Here is an 18175-nt window from a genome sequence, read left to right as displayed (position 1 = left end):
AGGAGTTTTTCGTGCTTTCTTTTGCACCCGCAATACGCCGTTATGCATACAACAGCAACCTGCTTTATGACCTGCGCATTTTTATCGCGCTGGCTGGCGCAGCCGCCGTACCTTGGTGGCTCGCCATCCCCAAGCTCACTATTCCTCTGACATTGGGTGTCGTGGCAGCAGCATTGACCGATCTGGATGATCGCTTGGCAGGCAGACTGCGCAATCTGGTGATCACACTGGTGTGTTTTTTTGTTGCGTCCGCCTCCATTGAACTGCTGTTCGCTTATCCCTGGTTGTTTGCTCTTGGTCTAACCACGTCCACTTGCGGCTTTATATTGCTGGGCGCTTTGGGGCAACGTTACGCCACCATTGCGTTTGGTGCTCTGCTGATCGCAGTGTATACCATGCTCGGTGCCTCAATGTATGACGCCTGGTATCAACAACCGACGTTGCTGATCATCGGCGCTCTCTGGTACAACCTGCTGACATTGATTGGTCATCTGATTTTCCCCATCCGCCCTTTGCAGGAAAATTTGGCGCGTTGTTATAATCAGTTGGCGAATTATCTGGATGCCAAGGCCAACCTGTTTGATCCCGATGTCGAACATGATGCAGATCTGCCATGGATGGACGTTGCCATGGCTAATAGTGTGTTGATGACGACACTTAACCAGGCCAAAGTTTCATTACTGACCCGATTAAAAGGCGACCGAGGCCAGCGTGGTACCCGCCGCACATTGCACTATTATTTTGTTGCACAAGACATACATGAGCGTGCCAGTTCCGCTCACGTTCAATATCGGGAGCTCAGCCGCCAATTCCGTCATAGCGATATCCTATTCCGTTTTCAGCGCTTACTCAGTATGCAGGCACGTGCATGCCAACAATTGGCACAATCGATTCTGCTGCGGCAAAAGTACCAACATAACCCTCGCTTTGAACCAGCCTTTGGCCGTATTGAAGAAGCGTTAGCACAGATTACCATTACCTCAGAAAACCGTGAGTTAACTAAAGCCCTGTCGCACCTGTTGAAAAATTTACGCGCGATTGATGCACAGTTAGCGAATATCGAGTCTGAACAAGCCCTGGCTAACGGCCAAGCAGAAGAAAACAGTTTGTCAGACGACCGGCTCACCGGCTGGAGCGATATCCGCTTACGTATTAGTCGCCATTTGACACCTCAGTCGGCCCTGTTCCGCCACGCCATTCGCATGTCAGTAGTGCTGTGCATCGGTTATGCCTTTATCCAGCTTACCGGTATGCAACACGGTTATTGGATCCTGTTAACCAGCTTGTTTGTCTGTCAACCCAATTACAATGCCACGCGTCGCAGGCTTGCCCTGCGTATTATAGGTACACTGGCCGGTATTCTTGTCGGCCTGCCAATTCTCTATTTTGTGCCTTCGCTGGAAGGGCAAATGGTGCTGATTGTCATTAGCGGTGTCCTGTTCTTCGCTTTTCGAACCGTGCAGTATGCACACGCCACCATGTTTATTACCTTGCTGGTGTTGCTGTGCTTTAATCTGTTGGGTGAAGGTTTTGAAGTGGCTGCCCCCCGCGTTTACGACACCCTTTTAGGGTGTGCCATCGCTTGGGCAGCGGTCAGTTTCATTTGGCCAGACTGGAAATTCCGCCAATTACCGGCAGTGGTCAGTAAAACAATGAACGCAAACTGCCGTTATCTTGATGCAATTCTGGTGCAGTACCATCAGGGTAAAGACAACGGCCTTCCATACCGTATCGCTCGCCGGGATGCGCACAACAGTGATGCAGAATTGGCTTCGGTGATTTCAAATATGTCTGCCGACCCTAAAGCGAATAAAGAGGTTCAGGATGCAGCCTTCCGGCTGCTGTGTCTGAACCATACATTACTGAGCTATATCTCTGCACTGGGTGCACACCGTGAACGGCTGAATAATTCCGCAACGCTGGATCTTCTGAATGATGCCGTATGTTATGTCGATGGCGCCCTACACCAGGAAGAACAAGATAATCTGCGCATTACCCAGGCATTGGAAAGCCTGGCTGAACGTATCCAACACGCGGCACCAGAACCGGAAAGCAAAGATCAATTGGTATTGCAGCAAATTGGGCTGGTGATTGAACTGTTGCCTGAACTCACAATGCTTAATGCACAAATAGGCAAATCGGCGTGATCATTCGGGGTCTTTTATGAGGCCCCGAACATCAGGATGATGTCCATGGCGAAGCAATAACACGGTTCGCTCAAACCAACAGGTCAACTCGCTGCGTAATTCAGAGGGTAACGCCGCATGGTGATAGCCGGCAATAGCCCCGCCCAGAGCAAGCAGTACCCGCAGGCCCAGGTTATGTTGCTGCTGCAATAAGCGAAGATAGCTGCGTTTGGCACCGTTCAACCGCAAGTCATAGACATTACGAATACCCGCTCGCCAGAGTAAGCGCTCCATATTGATATCGATGTTTGGCAAGGTTTTCAGCCGGCTCTGGTTATCCGTTTTGTCTTGAAGCTCTCTACGAGCTTCGCGAATGGCCTGCCAAGCCAGTCCAACAAGTTCATCCCGATCCCGCCACAGAGTTTCATCTACCCAGTAATAGCGCATGGTAATTGGCATCCCTCGCTTGGAGTAAACCATATTGACCATCCCGCGAGCACGGAAGGCGGGTTCCAGGGAATCCGTTGCTCGAAGATACAGCTCCCCTTCAGCGATCAAGGCGAACATGACGCCGTCGGCCAGTAGCCCGTAACCACCGAATTGTGAGCGAGTGGTGATGACCCCTAATGCGTAAAAACAGGCTTTAGCCTGTACAACCCTTCCCGATGATATCCCTTTCATAACGTTCTCCTGGTGTAGGTTACCGTCTTATCATTCCCCTCATCAATGAAATAAAGGTAACGTGAACAAGTAATTAGAAAAATACGCACTATCCTCAACGATGCCAATCACTAAAGCCCACCGTATAAAAAATAATCGCAATTATGAGAGGTACTACGAATTTTTGGGTTGATCTTATTCACAACAGGATGTACTGTATAAACATACAGTGACACTACGGGCGGGATACTTTATGCGTACTCAATCACTCTACAAACCCCATTTCAGCCACACCTCTTTTGCGGTGAACAATGCTGCAGAAAACACAGATGCCGGCAAAAAGAATGGCCTTATCAGTGAACTTGTTTACAACGAGCATCAGCCCGCGGTGGCACAATTGTTGTTGCCTCTGTTGCAGCAATTAGGTCTGCAGTCTCGCTGGCTGTTATGGCTGACTCCGCAACAAAAGCTGAGTAAATTATGGTTGCAGCAGTCCGGTCTGCCGATCGAAAAAGTGGTGCAGCTTAGCCAAATCAATTCGCTGGATACGGTTGAAGCTATGGAAAAGGCGTTACTGACAGGTAACTATAGTGTCGTACTCGGATGGCTACCGGATCTTACAGAAGAAGATCGTCTAAAATTAAGGCGGGCGGCAGAATTAGGTAACGCTTATGGGTTCATTATGCGTCCTCAACGTGACATAAACCCGATTCACGGACACTGTTCTACCCTAAAAATTCACTCTTCTTTGTATCATTAAGTAAATTTAGGATTTTTCCCATCATTTTCATCTCCCTCTAAGGGAACCTTTCTGGGATCAGGGACAAAGCGAGTGCGGCTGCGGTTCCGCACCCAAAAACGAGCGTAAAATCGCTCGTTTTTTTGTCGGTTAATGTTAGCAAATATGTACAATTCTGCGTTTTTTTTTAGAGCTTTATCACATCACACTTGTAACTTTCGCGCCACGTTGTAGACTTTACATCGCCAAGGTTGCTCTATAACGCCAGATAAACTGGCCGAGTAACAAACGAGGGCTCAAACCTTGGCGAAGGAATTTAACCAAGGGCTTAAAACAGCTTTAAAGCTCATTGCCTATTTGGATGATAACGAGGCGCAAAATGAAAAAGACAGCTATCGCATTAGCAGTGGCACTGGCTGGTTTCGCTACCGTAGCGCAAGCCGCCCCAAAAGATAATACCTGGTACACTGGTGCTAAACTGGGTTGGTCCCAGTATCATGACACTGGTTTCTACGGCAACGGTTACCAGAATGGTATCGGCAATGGTCCGACCCATAAAGATCAACTGGGTGCTGGCGCGTTCCTGGGTTACCAGGCGAACCAATACCTGGGCTTCGAGCTGGGCTATGACTGGCTTGGCCGTATGCCTTACAAAGGCAGCGTGAACAACGGTGCTTTCAAAGCGCAGGGCGTTCAACTGGCCGCTAAACTGAGCTACCCAATCATGGACGATCTGGACATCTACACTCGTCTGGGCGGCATGGTATGGCGTGCAGACTCCAAAGCTAACTACGGTGCAACTGGCCAACGTCTGAGCGATCACGACACTGGCGTTTCTCCGTTGGCAGCAGTGGGTGTTGAATACGCACTGACCAAAAACTGGGCTACCCGCCTGGACTACCAGTTCGTTAGCAACATCGGTGATGCAGGTACTGTCGGCGCTCGTCCAGACAACACCATGCTGAGCCTGGGTGTTTCTTACCGTTTCGGTCAGGATGATGTTGTTGCTCCAGTTGCTCCAGCACCAGCTCCAGCTCCAGTTGTTGAAACCAAGCGTTTCACTCTGAAGTCTGACGTGCTGTTCAACTTCAACAAATCTACTCTGAAAGCACAAGGCCAACAGGCTCTGGACCAGCTGTACACTCAGCTGAGCTCCATGGATCCTAAAGATGGCTCTGTTGTAGTTCTGGGTTACACCGACGCAGTTGGTTCAGAGCAATACAACCAGAAACTGTCTGAAAAACGCGCTCAAAGCGTTGTTGACTACCTGGTATCTAAAGGTATTCCTTCAGACAAAATCTCTGCACGTGGTATGGGCAAAGCTGATTCCGTCACTGGTAACACCTGTGGCTACAAAGCTGGCCGTGCTACTAAAGCACAGATCGATTGCCTGGCACCAGATCGTCGCGTAGAGATCGAAGTTAAAGGTATCAAAGACGTTGTAACTCAGCCACAAGGCTAAGCTACCACTCTTAGTAAAAAACCCCGCATTGCGGGGTTTTTTTTCGTCCAGAACCAGTGATACTGGCAATAACGGCCTCCGCGCAGTTCGCGAGTTAGCGACTTACTCGTCGTCTTTACCGAGAATGGCTTTTAAATCCTGCTTCAAAAGCGACATCTGGCTCGCGTACTTCTCTTTACGTTCCGCATCTTCGATCAACTGCACCACCGTCTCTGACAATGTTACCCCTCTGCGGCGGGCAAGTGCGGCAAGACGCTGCCAAACTAAAAATTCCAGATCGATAGATTTTTTACGCGTGTGTTGATGTTCTGCGTTAAAATGACGCTTACGTCGTGCGCGGATGGTTTGCTTCATCCGGTTATCCAGGTCCGGATTCATGTGGCGGCTAATCCACGTCAGCACTTTTACCGGCTCATTTTCCAGCTTAAGCAGCTCGTCAATGGCTTCCTGAGCAACGCTGTTTTCAATATGGCGGGTAATAGCTTCCCCTTCCCGGTGCTTTTTCACCAGGTACTTCCATTTCCAACCGCTCTCCAGATTTTCCAGTTGCTGATATTTCATCGTGAGCTCTTCAGTGACCGCGTAACTTTATTAAGCATAACAGCTTTGCGCCGAATTTCCCCGGCAATTACGCCCCCATTTAGACTGTTTTTTGCACAGTCGCCGCGTGATGTCAAACTCCCTGACACCAACTTCTACTCTGCATGTATCAAGCTGCCATTATTCTTGTATAATCGCCCTTTCCCTTTTTGACGATTGCATCTAACACTTTGACCAATAACCGACTTGAATGGCAATCACTGTTGCCGGACGTTACGCCTTATCAAGCGATATTTGATACCGCCGCGCAGTTGGCTCCCGTGTCCTTTGCCACTATTCAGCCACGTCTGGAAAATGCACTGACGCTGTTTTGCCATCCACAATCGCCACCGCGTTTCATGCTGTTGAAAGCGCAAGAAACGCGCGAGTATTTGGCGCTGATCGCTCATGCAGTTGAGCAACTGCAACCCAAAAATACGGCGTTCAAGGGCAGTCACTATGTGATCCAAGGCAGCAAGGTAAGTGTAGAACCTGCCAGCCGCGGTGATGAGCCATTTTCCGCCGGGGGTGCCTGCGTATTTCAGGAGTGGGTTGAACCAGAACAGTTGTTTGGCTGCGTCAGGATCCACAATGACGAGATCAGCCTGCAACCCGGTCTGGTGCATCAGGCCAATGGCGGTGTACTGATCCTGTCGGCGCGTTCTTTGCTCGCCCAACCGCTGCTGTGGTTGCGTTTGAAGCAGATGATCACCCAACGTCAGTTCCATTGGGTTTCCCCAGATGAAACACGTCCTTTGCCAATCACTATTCCGGCGATGCCGCTGGAGTTGCGGTTGATCGTGGTTGGCGATCGTCACGGTCTTGCGGATTTCCATGATATTGAGCCGGAACTGAGTGAGCAAGCTGTCTACGGTGAGTACGAAGAAGACCTGCAACTCACCGAAATCGATGACATGGTTCAATGGTGTGGCTACGTCAATACGCTGATTGATGAGAAGCAGCTACCGCCTCTGGCAGCCGACGCCTGGTACCCTCTGATGATACAGGCGGTACGTTACAGTGGCGATCAGGGCAATCTGCCGCTGTCCCCACTGTGGCTCGTCCAGCAGCTTTCTGAAGCAGCACTGTATGTCGAAGAAGAAAACATCACTGCCAAAGCGTTTGAAGCCGCGTTGAATGCGCGTGAATGGCGTGAAAGCTACCTTGCCGAACGAATGCAGGATGAAATTGAACTGGGCCAAATCCTGATTGAGACTGAAGGCGAAGTCGTCGGTCAGATCAATGGCCTGTCGGTATTAGAGTACCCAGGTCATCCACGCAGTTTCGGTGAGCCCTCTCGCATCAGCTGTGTCGTCCACCTTGGCGATGGCGAATTCACCGACGTCGAGCGTAAAGCCGAGCTTGGCGGTAATCTTCATGCCAAAGGCATGATGATTATGCAGGCATTCCTGATTTCAGAACTTGAACTGGACCAACCGCTGCCCTTCTCCGCGTCAATCGTCTTTGAGCAATCTTACGGTGAAGTAGATGGCGACAGTGCCTCACTCGCTGAGTTGTGTGCGCTCATCAGTGCGCTGTCATTGCAGCCGATCACACAGCAAATTGCGGTTACTGGCTCTGTAGACCAATTCGGCAATGTGCAGCCAATTGGCGGCGTCAACGAGAAGATCGAAGGCTTTTTTGAAGTTTGCCAACGTCGTGGTTTGACAGGCAAACAGGGCATCATCCTGCCCGCAACCAACGTGCGCCATCTGTGTCTACGCCAGGATGTGGTCGATGCGGTACGCGAAGGCCAGTTCCATCTGTGGGCCGTCGATAGCGCCGCTGAGGCCTTGCCATTACTCACCGGTTACCCCTACTCTGATGAACAACAGCCGAATCTATTAGCTGCTATTCAGGAACGGATTGCACAGGTGAATCCACAGGAACGTCGGCGCTGGCCATGGCCGCTTCGCTGGCTTAACTGGTTCAACCACGGCTGATCGGACTTGTTCAGCGTACACGTGTAAGCTAATCTGCGCCCTTCAATAAAATAAGGTTTACTGAGAACATGGTAGAAAAACGCGACTCCTATACGAAAGAAGACCTCGAAGCATCCGGCCGTGGCGAGCTGTTTGGCGCTGGCGGCCCGCCGTTGCCGGCAGGTAACATGTTGATGATGGACCGCGTGGTCAAAATGACTGAAGACGGTGGTACCTACAACAAGGGTTATGTGGAAGCGGAACTGGATATCAATCCGGACCTATGGTTCTTTGGTTGCCACTTTATCGGCGATCCGGTAATGCCAGGCTGCCTGGGTCTGGATGCCATGTGGCAATTGGTTGGCTTCTACCTCGGCTGGTTGGGTGGCGAAGGTAAAGGTCGTGCACTGGGCGTGGGTGAAGTTAAATTCACCGGCCAGGTACTGCCAACCGCGAAGAAAGTGACCTACCGCATCAACTTCAAACGCGTGATCATCCGTAAACTGATTATGGGTGTAGCAGATGGTGAAGTCTTGGTCGACGGTCAAGTCATTTACACTGCAAGCGATCTGAAAGTGGGCCTGTTCAAGGACACTGCTGCGTTCTAACCGCAGTCACGGCGGCCCTTACCGGTCGCCGTTTATTTTCCCGCCGTGGTTATATTGTGCCTTCATATGCACACATTCGTAACGGCTAAATAGTAACTACAATTATTGTAGTTACAAAGAGGTGTGCCATGCAAAAAACTCGTTTTGATAACATGCCATGCCCGGTCGCACGCTCTCTTGATCGTGTCGGTGAATGGTGGAGTATCCTGATACTTCGCGATGCGTTTCATGGCTTATCTAGATTTGATGAATTCCAGCAAAGCCTTGGGCTTTCGCCCACCATATTGACCCGTCGTCTAAAGTTCCTGGTGGAAAGCGGCATTCTGCATAAACAGCGATATCAAACACGGCCAGTTCGATACGAGTATCTGCTCACCGAGCGTGGCAACGATTTTTTCCCCGTGCTTGCTGCGCTGTTTCACTGGGGCAACACCCACTTGGCCGATGACGGTATTAGCGCAGAATTGGTCGATCGCCGCACCGGACAACCGATACGTGTACAACTGATCGACAGCATCACCCATCAGCCTATTGCGCTGCATAATATTACTTTGGCACCAGGGCCTGCGGCGACAGAAGGTATGCGCCAACGTGCAGCCCTGATGCAGCAGTACCTTTCTGCATTCCCCCCAGAATCATCCAAGGAGTCACTATGAACAATCGTCGTATAGTCATTACCGGCATGGGTGCCGTTTCACCATTGGGATGCGGCGTAGAGGCTATCTGGCAGCGTCTGCTGAAAGGTCAGTCAGGCATTCGCCCATTACCGGAAGAGATCGTTGCCGACCTGCAAGTTAAAGTCGGTGGCCAGGTACCTTCATTAGAACAAGATGCCGAGGCTGGTTTCGATCCGGATCGTTCTGTTGCGCCAAAAGATCAAAAGAAAATGGATCGCTTTATCCTCCTCGCCATGGCAGCAGCAGATGAGGCTATTCAACAAGCAGGCTGGAAAGCCGACACCGAAGATAAGCAGGAACGCACTGCAACGGTGATCGCCTCCGGCATTGGTGGTTTCCCCGCCATCGCGCAGGCGGTACGCACTACCGACAGCCGAGGTGCCAAACGCCTGTCACCTTTCACCATCCCTTCCTTCCTGGTTAACCTGGCCGCAGGCCACGTTTCAATTAAACATCAGTTCAAAGGCCCGATTGGCACCCCTGTGACAGCCTGTGCAGCAGGTGTACAAGCGATTGGCGATGCCGTGCGTATGATTCGTAACGATGAGGCAGATATCGCGCTGTGTGGCGGTACAGAAGCAGCAATTGACACTGTTAGCCTTGGTGGCTTTGCCGCAGCACGCGCCATGTCTACAGCGCCAGCAGATGCTGCAGTTACGGCTTCACGCCCTTTTGATAGCGAACGTAACGGCTTTGTTATGGGGGAAGGTGCCGGCATGCTGGTGATTGAAACACTGGAGCATGCGCTGGCTCGCGGGGCGACGCCCTTGGCGGAAATTGTCGGCTACGGCACCAGCGCAGACGCCTACCACATGACCTCTGGTGCCGAAGATGGCGACGGAGCCTACCGCGCAATGAAAATTGCCCTCAGGCAAGCAGGCGTAACACCAGAACAGGTTCAACACCTGAATGCGCACGCAACTTCCACGCCGGTGGGGGATTTAGGGGAAATTAACGCCATCAAGCATCTGTTCGGCACGAATGGCAGTGTAGCCGTCACATCGACCAAATCAGCTACGGGTCATTTATTGGGCGCTGCTGGCGGTTTAGAGACCATTTTTACCGCGCTGGCACTGCGCGATCAAATCGCACCGGCCACACTGAATTTGGACAATCCAGACCCTGCGGCGGCAGGATTACATCTGGTGGCGAAGAAAGCTGAACCTATGGCCATCACCTATGCGCTGTCGAACGGCTTTGGTTTTGGCGGTGTGAATGCAAGTATTTTGCTGAAGCGTTGGCAGGGATAATATTACCTGAAACAAAAACCTCCGCGCTTGGCGGAGGTTGTTCCTTTTTTTGACAGGGAGCCGCTTAAGCGGTCACAGCCCTGTCTTCCATGGCTTCTCGCCAACCTCCCAGCCACTGAGACCGGGCGTCCACCGATGATTGGTAGGGACAATATTCCCTGGAACGCCCTAAAATACCTGCTTGATAACCTCTCGAATGCGCCCTTTCCAGACGATCGCGTTTCTGTCTCTTCATGCCTCGTTTCCCTCATTTTTTGGTCTGGTGGAAAGAAAACAATGGCTGCTTTTTGCGCAGCCACGTTTAACCAATAGCGCTAAATGACGGGAAGATCAATGCGCAAAATTCACGCCAATGTCATATTTGTGAGCTACACACGTAGAATTTGCTAAGTGGCTGATCTGCCAAAAATAAGTTAATCTATTGAAATAAAACAAAAAACCCTCCCAGCGTGTAAATTTAAAATTTCACGCTGGGAGGGATTAGACTCTTTTAGTACAAATTATGACTAAAAACGACTGGCCTGAGCAGCAATGTCTTGTGCTTCTTGCTGCCACCCTTGTGCCAGTGTCCGCACCAATGCATCGTAGCCGTCTTCACCCTGCTTTAGTTCCAGGTTAAACGGTCGCTTGATCAGATTACCTTGATGGTTCAGCACCCATTCACCACGAATGATCGCCTTGCCATCAAAACGTCCATGGAAGCCACTAACGTTGACATTAAGTACGTCTTGCTCGCTGCTCATCGGCTGAGAAGACACGACCCAGCCTGGCATGGCGCTGCTCAGGTTTGTGACCAGTGTCTGCTGCAACTGTTGGTCAAGCGGACTGGCCCAGAGGTTGTTCTGGGCGATCACGTACTGCACATCATTGGTCTGGTAAACCACACCACTCTGCGCCAAGTAATCCGCTACGCTAACGTGTTCCAGCCACAGTTGGCGCGACGTCGAGCCACCGCTGACCTGCGCCGGCGTACCCAATGCCGGCAATTGGTAGTAGGTTTTCTGTGGCGTACTGCTACAGGCGCTGAGTAACAGCGCCAAGGCTACCGGAATCCATTTCATCATTTATTGGCCTTCTTCGGCTGAGGATCGTTACTGCCCGCGGCTTCAAATACCAGCGCGTTGCTCTTTTCATTCAGAGTACGCAACACCGGCTGCAGTTCGCGTAGCACCTGATCAAGACGTTGCATATCGCCGACCATCTTATTGTAAGCCGGAGAACCTGGCTGGAACCCTTTCATGCTGCGATTGAGCTCTTGCAAGGTTTTCTGCATATCCTGCGGCAACGCTTTCATCTCTCTGCTGGCGATGATGTCATTCAACGACTGCATGGTTTTCTGCGTTGTCTGCATGGTTTTCTGGCTTTCAGCCAACGTTTTGGTCGCTTCATCGATCATCGGATTGAGCGGCATCGAGTTGATTTTATCCAGCGTTTGCATCAGTTTCTGCTGGATCTGCGCCAGGCCACCGCTGGTGGTTGGCATCAACGGATAACCAAACATCTCTCGCGGCCCTTTCCAGGCTTTCACTTGTGGATAGAAGTCAAGATCGACATATAACGACCCCGTCAGCAGGTTGGCAGACTTCAACGAAGCGCGCATACCGCGTGACTCGGCATCTTTCAGATGGCCTTCAATATCGAAGTTACCGCCCAATTCCTTCTGGAAACGATCCGGCTCGATGCGGATCAATACCGGAATACGGTAGTCAGTATCCAGACGCTGAACCATGCCTTTTTGGTAGAACGGCACCTGGCCAACAGTGCCCAGACGGATACCACGGAATTCCACCGGAGCGCCTGGTTGCAACCCGCGAACCGAATCGGCGAAGAACAGCAGGTAGTCTTTATGCACGGTATACAGCGAATCCTGAATGCTGCGCTGGTTGTCGAACAGGTGGTACTCCGCTTTCGGTTGCGCCAGTTCACCTCGGTCCCATCCGTCCGGCACGTCAAAGCTGACGCCACCGCTGAACAAGGTCGCCAACGAGCCCATTTCCACCCTCATCCCCTGCGCCGACATATCGAACGCCACACCGCTGTCTTTCCAGAAACGTACGTTATTGGTCACCAATTGATCGTAAGGTGCGGAGATAAATAATTGGTAACGCATGGCACGCATCTTGGGATCAAAATAACTGGTCTCCACCGAGCCAACGCGATAACCGCGGAACAACACCGGATCACCGGCGTTCAACTGTCCGGATCTTTCGCTGTCCAGTACAACGCGTAACCCTTTAGCGTCAGGGGAAGCCAATGGCGGCGCGTCCAGCAGTTGATAATTGCTCTTGCCTGCCTTGCCTTTAGTACCCGGTTGCAGCTCGATATAAGCACCGGAAAGCAGCGTCCCCAGGCCGGAAACGCCCCCGCGACCAATTTGCGGCTTCACGACCCAGAAGGCCGAGTCCTGACGCAACAGTTTCTCCATACCGGAATTAAGACGCGCCTCGACCATCACCTTGCTCAGGTCTTCGCTCAGAGTGACCGTCTCCACAATACCGACGTCGACACTGCGGCTTTTTATTTTAGTTTTCCCCGCTTCCAGTCCCTCTGCGGTGGTGGTGACTAACGTCACTACCGGGCCTTGATGGCTGAAATGGTAAAACAGGATCCAGGCGCCGATCAGTGCTGTGACAATGGGGATGATCCACACTGGCGACCAGCGTTTGATCTTCTCAACGTCTGCGACGCTATGATTATTTTCCGTCACCTTGCGGCTCCTTTTTTCTTGTTTCGTTTACGCGATCCCAGGTCAACCTGGGATCAAACGTCATGGCTGCAAACATAGTGAGGATCACGACCATGGCGAACAACAGTGCGCCAATGTCAGGATAAATGCTCATCAATTGCCCCATCCGTACCAGTGCCGACAGTACGGCAATGACAAATACGTCAATCATTGACCAACGACCAACAAACTCAACCACTTCATAAATCAGGTGCATGCGCTCGCTGTCAGCTCTGGCTTTCCCCGTGCCGTTTGCATCCCAACACAACCAGCCAATTGCCATCATTTTCAACGAAGGAACCATAATACTGGCAATGAAGATCACCATTGCCACCGGGTAAGATCCTTCGCCCCACAACAGGATCACCCCAGCCATGATGGTGGAGGTAAGTTTATTGCCCAGCGCCTCAGTGACCATAATAGGCATCAGATTAGCCGGGATATACAGCAGGATCGACGTGAGCAGCAGTGCCAACGTCCATTGTAGGCTATGACGGCGGCGCACATAACCACGGCTATGGCAGCGTGGACATTCGGTTAAGTCCGCCGGCAGGATTGCCGTGCAACACTGGCAGGAACGCAGCCCTTGACGCAGCCCCGTGCGCCCGACTTCCATCGGTTGTGTGAGACGCGGTGCCGGTTCAATATCATTCCACAGCCAACGGCGATCCACACATTGAAAGGCACGCACCTGTAACAGACAAAATAGGCAATAAGGCACAAAGCTGCTACCCACACCAATATCACCGTAGGCCATCAGCTTAACGAAGCTGACCAAAACCCCAGCCAGAAAAATTTCCACCATGCACCAGGTTTTAAACTGGAACAACATCTTGGCCATCCACTCTTTCAGGCGTATGGGAATAGATACCCTGGCGCACAAAAGAATGATCGCCACCATGCAAAATGCCGGGATCAGTTGAACGAACACCATAAACAGCGTGGCCATGCTGGCGTAATCTTCCGCCACCATCACCTGCGGGATCTGGATCAGTTTGATTTCGTTACCGAGACCGGCAACGCGCATATTAATAAAAGGGAAAATATTCGCCAGCACCAGCATGAACAATGCACTGAGGGCGTAACCGATCGGCCGCTTACGCGGTTCATCCCAGCGGGAGCTGAGGGTTGTTTTACAACGCGGGCATATCGCTTTGGAACCATATGCCAGCGGCGGCAATGCCACCAGCATGTCGCACTGTGGACACAGCATCAGATTGTCCTGTTGCTGTTGTACGTGCGTTGCGTGACTGTGCTGCTCGTGATTCGCGTGGGAACACACCATATTCCTCCTTAATAACGTTGCTCGCCGATACGGCAATACCGCCCGCAGCAGCGCGCGGGCGGTATTATCAACGGTTAGCCGTTTTTCATCGCTTCCAACTCTTCCCAGCGGGCAAACGCTTCTTCCAGCGCCCCTTCGGCTGCGGCCAGTGCCGTCAGTACCTGCTGTGTTTCACTGTGAGGACGCGTGAAGAAATCCGCATCATTCATTTGCGCCTGCAACGCTGTAATTTCCGTTTCCAGCTGTTCGAGGCGCTGCGGTAACTGTTCCAGCTCACGTAACAAGTTATAGCTCAGTTTAGCTGCAGGTTTCTTCGACTGTTCAGCCTTTTTTTCCGCCACAGGCTTGTTCTGATCGGCCGCTACCTGACGGATCGGTTTTGCCGTCGCACGTTGATGGTGCGCGTCGTAGTAACCACCGACAAAGGTGCTGATCACACCGTTGCCTTCAAAGATCCAGCACTCGGTCACGGAGTTATCAACGAATTGACGATCGTGGCTCACCAACATCACGGTACCTTGATAACCGTCGATCAGCTCTTCCAGCAATTCCAGCGTTTCAACGTCAAGGTCGTTGGTCGGTTCATCGAGGATCAATAAATTACTTGGCTTCAGGAACAGCTTAGCCAGCAACAAACGGTTACGCTCACCACCTGACAAGGCTTTCACCGGCGTCATCGCACGTTTCGGGTGGAACAGGAAGTCCTGTAGGTAACCCAGTACGTGGCGGGAACGGCCGTTGACCATCACTTCCTGCTTGCCTTCTGCCAGGTTGTCCATCACCGTGCGCTCTGGATCCAGATCGGCACGGTGTTGGTCGAAGTAAGCCACTTCCAGCTTGGTCCCGCAATGCACGCGACCGCTATCGGCTTTCAACTGGCCGAGCATCAGTTTCAGCAGCGTCGTTTTACCACAGCCATTTGGGCCGACTAACGCAATTTTGTCACCACGCTGTACCTGGGCGGAGAAATCACGCACCAGCACTTTACCGCCAACCTGATAGTTAACGTTTTCCATTTCAAACACGATTTTGCCAGAGCGTACAGCCTCTTCCACCTGCATTTTGGCAGTGCCCATGACTTCACGGCGTTCCGAGCGCTCATTACGTAATGCCTTCAGCGCACGTACTCGGCCTTCGTTACGGGTTCGGCGCGCTTTGATGCCCTGACGGATCCACACTTCTTCCTGTGCCAGCTTACGGTCGAATTCAGCGTTTTGTAATTCTTCCACACGCAACGCTTCTTCTTTGCTCAGCAGGTACAGGTCATAGTTACCCGGCCAGGAGACCAACTTACCGCGATCGAGATCGACAATACGCGTTGCCATGTTACGGATAAAGGAACGGTCGTGAGAAATGAACACGATACTGCCCTGGAATTCTTTCAGGAATCCTTCCAGCCAATCGATGGTTGAAATATCCAGGTGGTTCGTCGGTTCGTCGAGCAACAGTACGCGTGGGGAGCTCACCAGCGCACGGCCCAGCGCCGCTTTACGCAGCCAGCCGCCAGAGAGCGAGGAAAGTTCTGCATCGCCGTTCAGGCCCAACTGCAACAGCACTTCGCTGATACGGCTGTCGAGCTGCCACAATCCCTGGTGATCAAGGATTTCCATAATCTGCGCCATGCGCGTCAGGTTTTTCTCACTTGGATCGGTTTCTACCAAATGCGAGATCGCATGATACGCCTTCAGATGTTCTGCCTGCTCAGCCACGCCTTCCGCCACAAAGTCGAAGACTGTGCCGCCGATATTGCGCGGTGGATCCTGTTGTAGACGCGCCACAATCAGATCTTGCTCGTATATCACACGGCCGTCATCCAGCGGGATTTCTTTACCGAGGATCTTCAACAGCGTGGACTTACCGGCGCCGTTACGCCCAACAAGACAAACGCGTTCGTTGTCTTCAATATGAATTTCGGTGTTGTCTAAAAGGGGTGCATCGCTGAAGGACAACCAGGCACCGGACATGCTAATTAACGACATAGTAATTATTTTCCTTCGCCGGCATGGGTAACCAGCCAGCAGTTATGAATTTGACGGTTACGGGCAAAGTCCTGCGACTGTGTCTGGGCAGTGATTTCTTTCGCCTCCAGACCCAACGCACTCAGGCCGGCCATATCCATCTGGAAACCGCGCTTGTTGTTCGAGAACATGATGGTTCCGTTACGACGCAGTAACCGTTTCAAATCTTGCATCAACACCAGGTGATCGCGCTGAACGTCAAAAGTATTCTCCATACGCTTGGAGTTGGAGAACGTTGGCGGATCGATAAAGATCACGTCAAATTGCTCGTCGGCATTTTGCAGCCATGACAAGCAATCTGCATGGATCAATCTGTGCTGTTTGCCGGTCAGGCCATTCACACGCAAGTTCTTCTCTGCCCATTCCAGGTAGGTGCGCGACATGTCCACCGTGGTGGTGCTACGCGCGCCGCCCAGACCCGCATGCACGCTGGCTGTGCCGGTATAAGCAAACAGGTTGAGGAAGTCTTTGCCTTTACTCAGCTCACCCAGCATGCGACGAGCAATACGGTGATCGAGGAACAGACCGGTATCGAGATAGTCTGTCAGGTTAACCCACAGCTTGGCGTTGAATTCTTCCACCAGCAAGAATTCGCCCTTCTGCGCTAACTTTTCGTACTGATTTTTGCCTTTCTGGCGTTCACGTGTTTTCAGGATTAACTGATTCGACGGCAATTCCAGCACTGCCAGCGTGGCGTTGATCACATCAAACAGACGCTGACGCGCTTTCTGCGCATCAATGGTTTTTGGCGGCGCATACTCCTGCACCACGATCTTGCTACCGTAACGATCCACAGCCACGTTATAGTCAGGCAGGTCAGCATCATACAAGCGGTAGCATTCGATGCCTTGTTGCTTAGCCCACTTGTCGAGCTTCTTCAGGTTTTTACGCAGGCGGTTGGCAAAATCTTCCGCTACCTGCACGCCACCGGCACCCTGCGGGTTTTCCGCCAGTTGGTAATTTTTCTGCACACAGTCCAACGGGCCATTTTTGGCCTTAAACTGGCGTTCCGCACGTAACTGTAAGCAGCTCAGTAGCTCGGGTGATGCGCTGAACAGCGACAGTTGCCAGCCACCGAAAGCGCTCTTCATGATACGGCCCAGCATGTTATGCAAAGCAATCAGCGCGGGTTCACTTTCCAGACGCTCGCCGTACGGCGGGTTACTGACCACTGTCCCCGTCGGGCCTTCCGGCAGCGGGTTAGTCAGCTTACTAACGTCGTTGACGTTAAAGGTGATCAGTTCGGCAACGCCGGCACGACGGGCGTTGCCACGAGCCATTTCAATCACCCGGCGATCAATGTCGGAACCAAAGAAACGCGAAGTGGTTTCCTGCAAGCCGCGACGTGCACGCACCTGTGCTTCGGTGATCACTTCACGCCACAGATCGGCATTATGACCATTCCAGGCGGTAAAGCCCCAATGCTGACGATGCAGGCCTGGTGCACGATCGGAAGCAATCATCGCGGCTTCGATCAATAGCGTGCCTGAACCACACATTGGATCAACCATCGGCGTACCCAACTGCCAACCTGAACGCTGCACAATCGCTGCCGCCAGACTTTCTTTCAACGGCGCCTGACCGGTTAAGTCACGGTAGCCACGCTGGTGCAAGCCTTCACCGCTTAAATCAAGTGCAACACTGGCCATATCGCGTTGCAGGAATACATTAACGCGAATGTCCGGCTGCTGCTTCGCCACTGTCGGACGCTGATCGATCTTGCGGGTAAAGCTGTCGACAATGGCGTCTTTGACTTTCAACGCGCCGTATTGGCTGTTGCGAATCTCTTCGTTAACGCCACTGAAGTGAACGGCGAAGGTTTTATCCACGCCAAAGATGTTCGTCCAGTCGATCGCCTGCACACCCAGATACAAATCCAGGTCGCTGTGCACACGAAATTCATTCAGTGGCAGCAAAATACGTGAGGCCAGACGGCTCCACAGCAAGCTTTGGTACAGAAGACGATCGTCACCCTGAAAATGTACCCCACCCTGTACGACTTTACAGGCGTGAGCGCCCAGCGCTTCGAGTTCGCTTTTTAACAGTTCTTCCAGTCCACGCGCCGTGCTGGCAAACAGAGAGTTCATATCGTACTTATCACCAAAAAGAAAATTGTTGCGCATT

15 protein-coding genes are annotated in these 18175 nt (G+C 52.0%); 7 read left to right on the top strand and 8 right to left on the bottom strand.

Annotation, left to right across the window (positions count from 1 at the left end):
* The first annotated feature begins 11 nt into the window (after positions 1-11).
* Positions 12-2147 carry a YccS family putative transporter gene (yccS, locus tag SGR01S_RS09080; protein ID WP_061807252.1) on the top strand — a complete coding sequence of 712 codons (2136 nt, stop codon included), beginning with the start codon at positions 12-14 and terminating at the stop codon, positions 2145-2147.
* On the opposite strand, the gene SGR01S_RS09075 is transcribed toward yccS, so the two are convergent.
* A complete protein-coding gene (locus SGR01S_RS09075) occupies positions 2148-2807 on the bottom strand; it encodes a TfoX/Sxy family DNA transformation protein (protein WP_037419293.1) in 660 nt (219 codons plus the stop codon). It abuts the gene before it with no gap.
* Between the two features lie 232 nt (positions 2808-3039).
* On the opposite strand from SGR01S_RS09075, the gene sulA reads away from it, so the two are divergent.
* Both sulA and ompA read left to right on the top strand, forming a co-directional pair.
* A complete protein-coding gene (gene sulA, locus SGR01S_RS09070; protein ID WP_061807250.1) occupies positions 3040-3546 on the top strand; it encodes an SOS-induced cell division inhibitor SulA in 507 nt (168 codons plus the stop codon).
* A 358-nt stretch (positions 3547-3904) separates the two neighbouring features.
* On the top strand, positions 3905-4987 hold the full coding sequence (gene ompA / locus SGR01S_RS09065; RefSeq protein ID WP_061807249.1) for a porin OmpA: 1083 nt from the start codon (positions 3905-3907) through the stop codon (positions 4985-4987).
* 102 nt (positions 4988-5089) lie between these two features.
* Here the strand turns inward: ompA and matP are convergent, their stop codons facing one another.
* Complete coding sequence (gene matP / locus SGR01S_RS09060) at positions 5090-5548, bottom strand: macrodomain Ter protein MatP (protein WP_037419281.1); 459 nt, start codon at positions 5546-5548, stop codon at positions 5090-5092.
* A 209-nt stretch (positions 5549-5757) separates the two neighbouring features.
* On the opposite strand from matP, the gene SGR01S_RS09055 reads away from it, so the two are divergent.
* The 4 genes from SGR01S_RS09055 (at position 5758) to fabF (ending at position 10023) form a co-directional block, all read left to right on the top strand.
* Entirely contained in the window at positions 5758-7509 is a 1752-nt protein-coding gene (locus tag SGR01S_RS09055; protein ID WP_172479775.1) for an AAA family ATPase, read from the top strand.
* Between the two features lie 68 nt (positions 7510-7577).
* A complete protein-coding gene (fabA, locus tag SGR01S_RS09050; RefSeq protein ID WP_037419266.1) occupies positions 7578-8096 on the top strand; it encodes a bifunctional 3-hydroxydecanoyl-ACP dehydratase/trans-2-decenoyl-ACP isomerase in 519 nt (172 codons plus the stop codon).
* 128 nt (positions 8097-8224) lie between these two features.
* Positions 8225-8752, top strand: a complete 528-nt coding sequence (locus SGR01S_RS09045) for a winged helix-turn-helix transcriptional regulator (protein ID WP_061807246.1) — start codon at positions 8225-8227, stop codon at positions 8750-8752.
* Complete coding sequence (fabF, locus tag SGR01S_RS09040; protein WP_061807245.1) at positions 8749-10023, top strand: beta-ketoacyl-ACP synthase II; 1275 nt, start codon at positions 8749-8751, stop codon at positions 10021-10023. The genes SGR01S_RS09045 and fabF overlap by 4 nt, the downstream gene beginning before the upstream one ends.
* 64 nt (positions 10024-10087) lie before the next feature.
* Here the strand turns inward: fabF and rmf are convergent, their stop codons facing one another.
* The 6 genes from rmf to rlmKL all read right to left on the bottom strand — a co-directional run bounded on the left by rmf (position 10088) and on the right by rlmKL (position 18138).
* The gene (rmf, locus tag SGR01S_RS23675) at positions 10088-10258 is read right to left on the bottom strand and encodes a ribosome modulation factor (RefSeq protein ID WP_071827009.1); all 171 of its coding nucleotides are present in this window, start codon (positions 10256-10258) and stop codon (positions 10088-10090) included.
* A gap of 271 nt (positions 10259-10529) precedes the next feature.
* Positions 10530-11087 carry a membrane integrity-associated transporter subunit PqiC gene (gene pqiC / locus SGR01S_RS09035; RefSeq protein ID WP_061807244.1) on the bottom strand — a complete coding sequence of 186 codons (558 nt, stop codon included), beginning with the start codon at positions 11085-11087 and terminating at the stop codon, positions 10530-10532.
* Positions 11084-12730: an intermembrane transport protein PqiB gene (pqiB, locus tag SGR01S_RS09030; protein ID WP_061807243.1), complete on the bottom strand. Its 1647-nt coding sequence runs from the start codon at positions 12728-12730 to the stop codon at positions 11084-11086. Before pqiB ends, pqiC begins: the two co-directional genes overlap by 4 nt.
* Positions 12717-14033, bottom strand: a complete 1317-nt coding sequence (gene pqiA, locus SGR01S_RS09025) for a membrane integrity-associated transporter subunit PqiA (protein ID WP_051922596.1) — start codon at positions 14031-14033, stop codon at positions 12717-12719. The genes pqiB and pqiA overlap by 14 nt, the downstream gene beginning before the upstream one ends.
* 74 nt (positions 14034-14107) lie before the next feature.
* On the bottom strand, positions 14108-16012 hold the full coding sequence (locus SGR01S_RS09020) for an ABC transporter ATP-binding protein (RefSeq protein ID WP_061807241.1): 1905 nt from the start codon (positions 16010-16012) through the stop codon (positions 14108-14110).
* A gap of 5 nt (positions 16013-16017) precedes the next feature.
* Positions 16018-18138: a bifunctional 23S rRNA (guanine(2069)-N(7))-methyltransferase RlmK/23S rRNA (guanine(2445)-N(2))-methyltransferase RlmL gene (gene rlmKL / locus SGR01S_RS09015; protein ID WP_115185209.1), complete on the bottom strand. Its 2121-nt coding sequence runs from the start codon at positions 18136-18138 to the stop codon at positions 16018-16020.
* Between the last annotated feature and the right edge of the window lie 37 nt (positions 18139-18175).

Source organism: Serratia grimesii NBRC 13537, from assembly GCF_001590905.1.
Taxonomy (GTDB): domain Bacteria; phylum Pseudomonadota; class Gammaproteobacteria; order Enterobacterales; family Enterobacteriaceae; genus Serratia; species Serratia grimesii.
This window is presented reverse-complemented; position numbering and strand designations above follow the sequence as displayed.

Bases quoted from the DNA above. Each gene is read 5' to 3' on its own strand.
- SGR01S_RS09020 (WP_061807241.1), bottom strand. From the start codon at position 16,012: ATGTCGTTAATTAGCATGTCCGGTGCCTGGTTGTCCTTCAGCGATGCA.
- rmf (WP_071827009.1), bottom strand. From the start codon at position 10,258: ATGAAGAGACAGAAACGCGATCGTCTGGAAAGGGCGCATTCGAGAGGT.
- pqiA (WP_051922596.1), bottom strand. From the start codon at position 14,033: ATGGTGTGTTCCCACGCGAATCACGAGCAGCACAGTCACGCAACGCAC.
- fabF (WP_061807245.1), top strand. From the start codon at position 8,749: ATGAACAATCGTCGTATAGTCATTACCGGCATGGGTGCCGTTTCACCA.
- SGR01S_RS09075 (WP_037419293.1), bottom strand. From the start codon at position 2,807: ATGAAAGGGATATCATCGGGAAGGGTTGTACAGGCTAAAGCCTGTTTT.
- sulA (WP_061807250.1), top strand. From the start codon at position 3,040: ATGCGTACTCAATCACTCTACAAACCCCATTTCAGCCACACCTCTTTT.
- pqiC (WP_061807244.1), bottom strand. From the start codon at position 11,087: ATGATGAAATGGATTCCGGTAGCCTTGGCGCTGTTACTCAGCGCCTGT.
- matP (WP_037419281.1), bottom strand. From the start codon at position 5,548: ATGAAATATCAGCAACTGGAAAATCTGGAGAGCGGTTGGAAATGGAAG.
- ompA (WP_061807249.1), top strand. From the start codon at position 3,905: ATGAAAAAGACAGCTATCGCATTAGCAGTGGCACTGGCTGGTTTCGCT.
- rlmKL (WP_115185209.1), bottom strand. From the start codon at position 18,138: ATGAACTCTCTGTTTGCCAGCACGGCGCGTGGACTGGAAGAACTGTTA.
- SGR01S_RS09045 (WP_061807246.1), top strand. From the start codon at position 8,225: ATGCAAAAAACTCGTTTTGATAACATGCCATGCCCGGTCGCACGCTCT.
- fabA (WP_037419266.1), top strand. From the start codon at position 7,578: ATGGTAGAAAAACGCGACTCCTATACGAAAGAAGACCTCGAAGCATCC.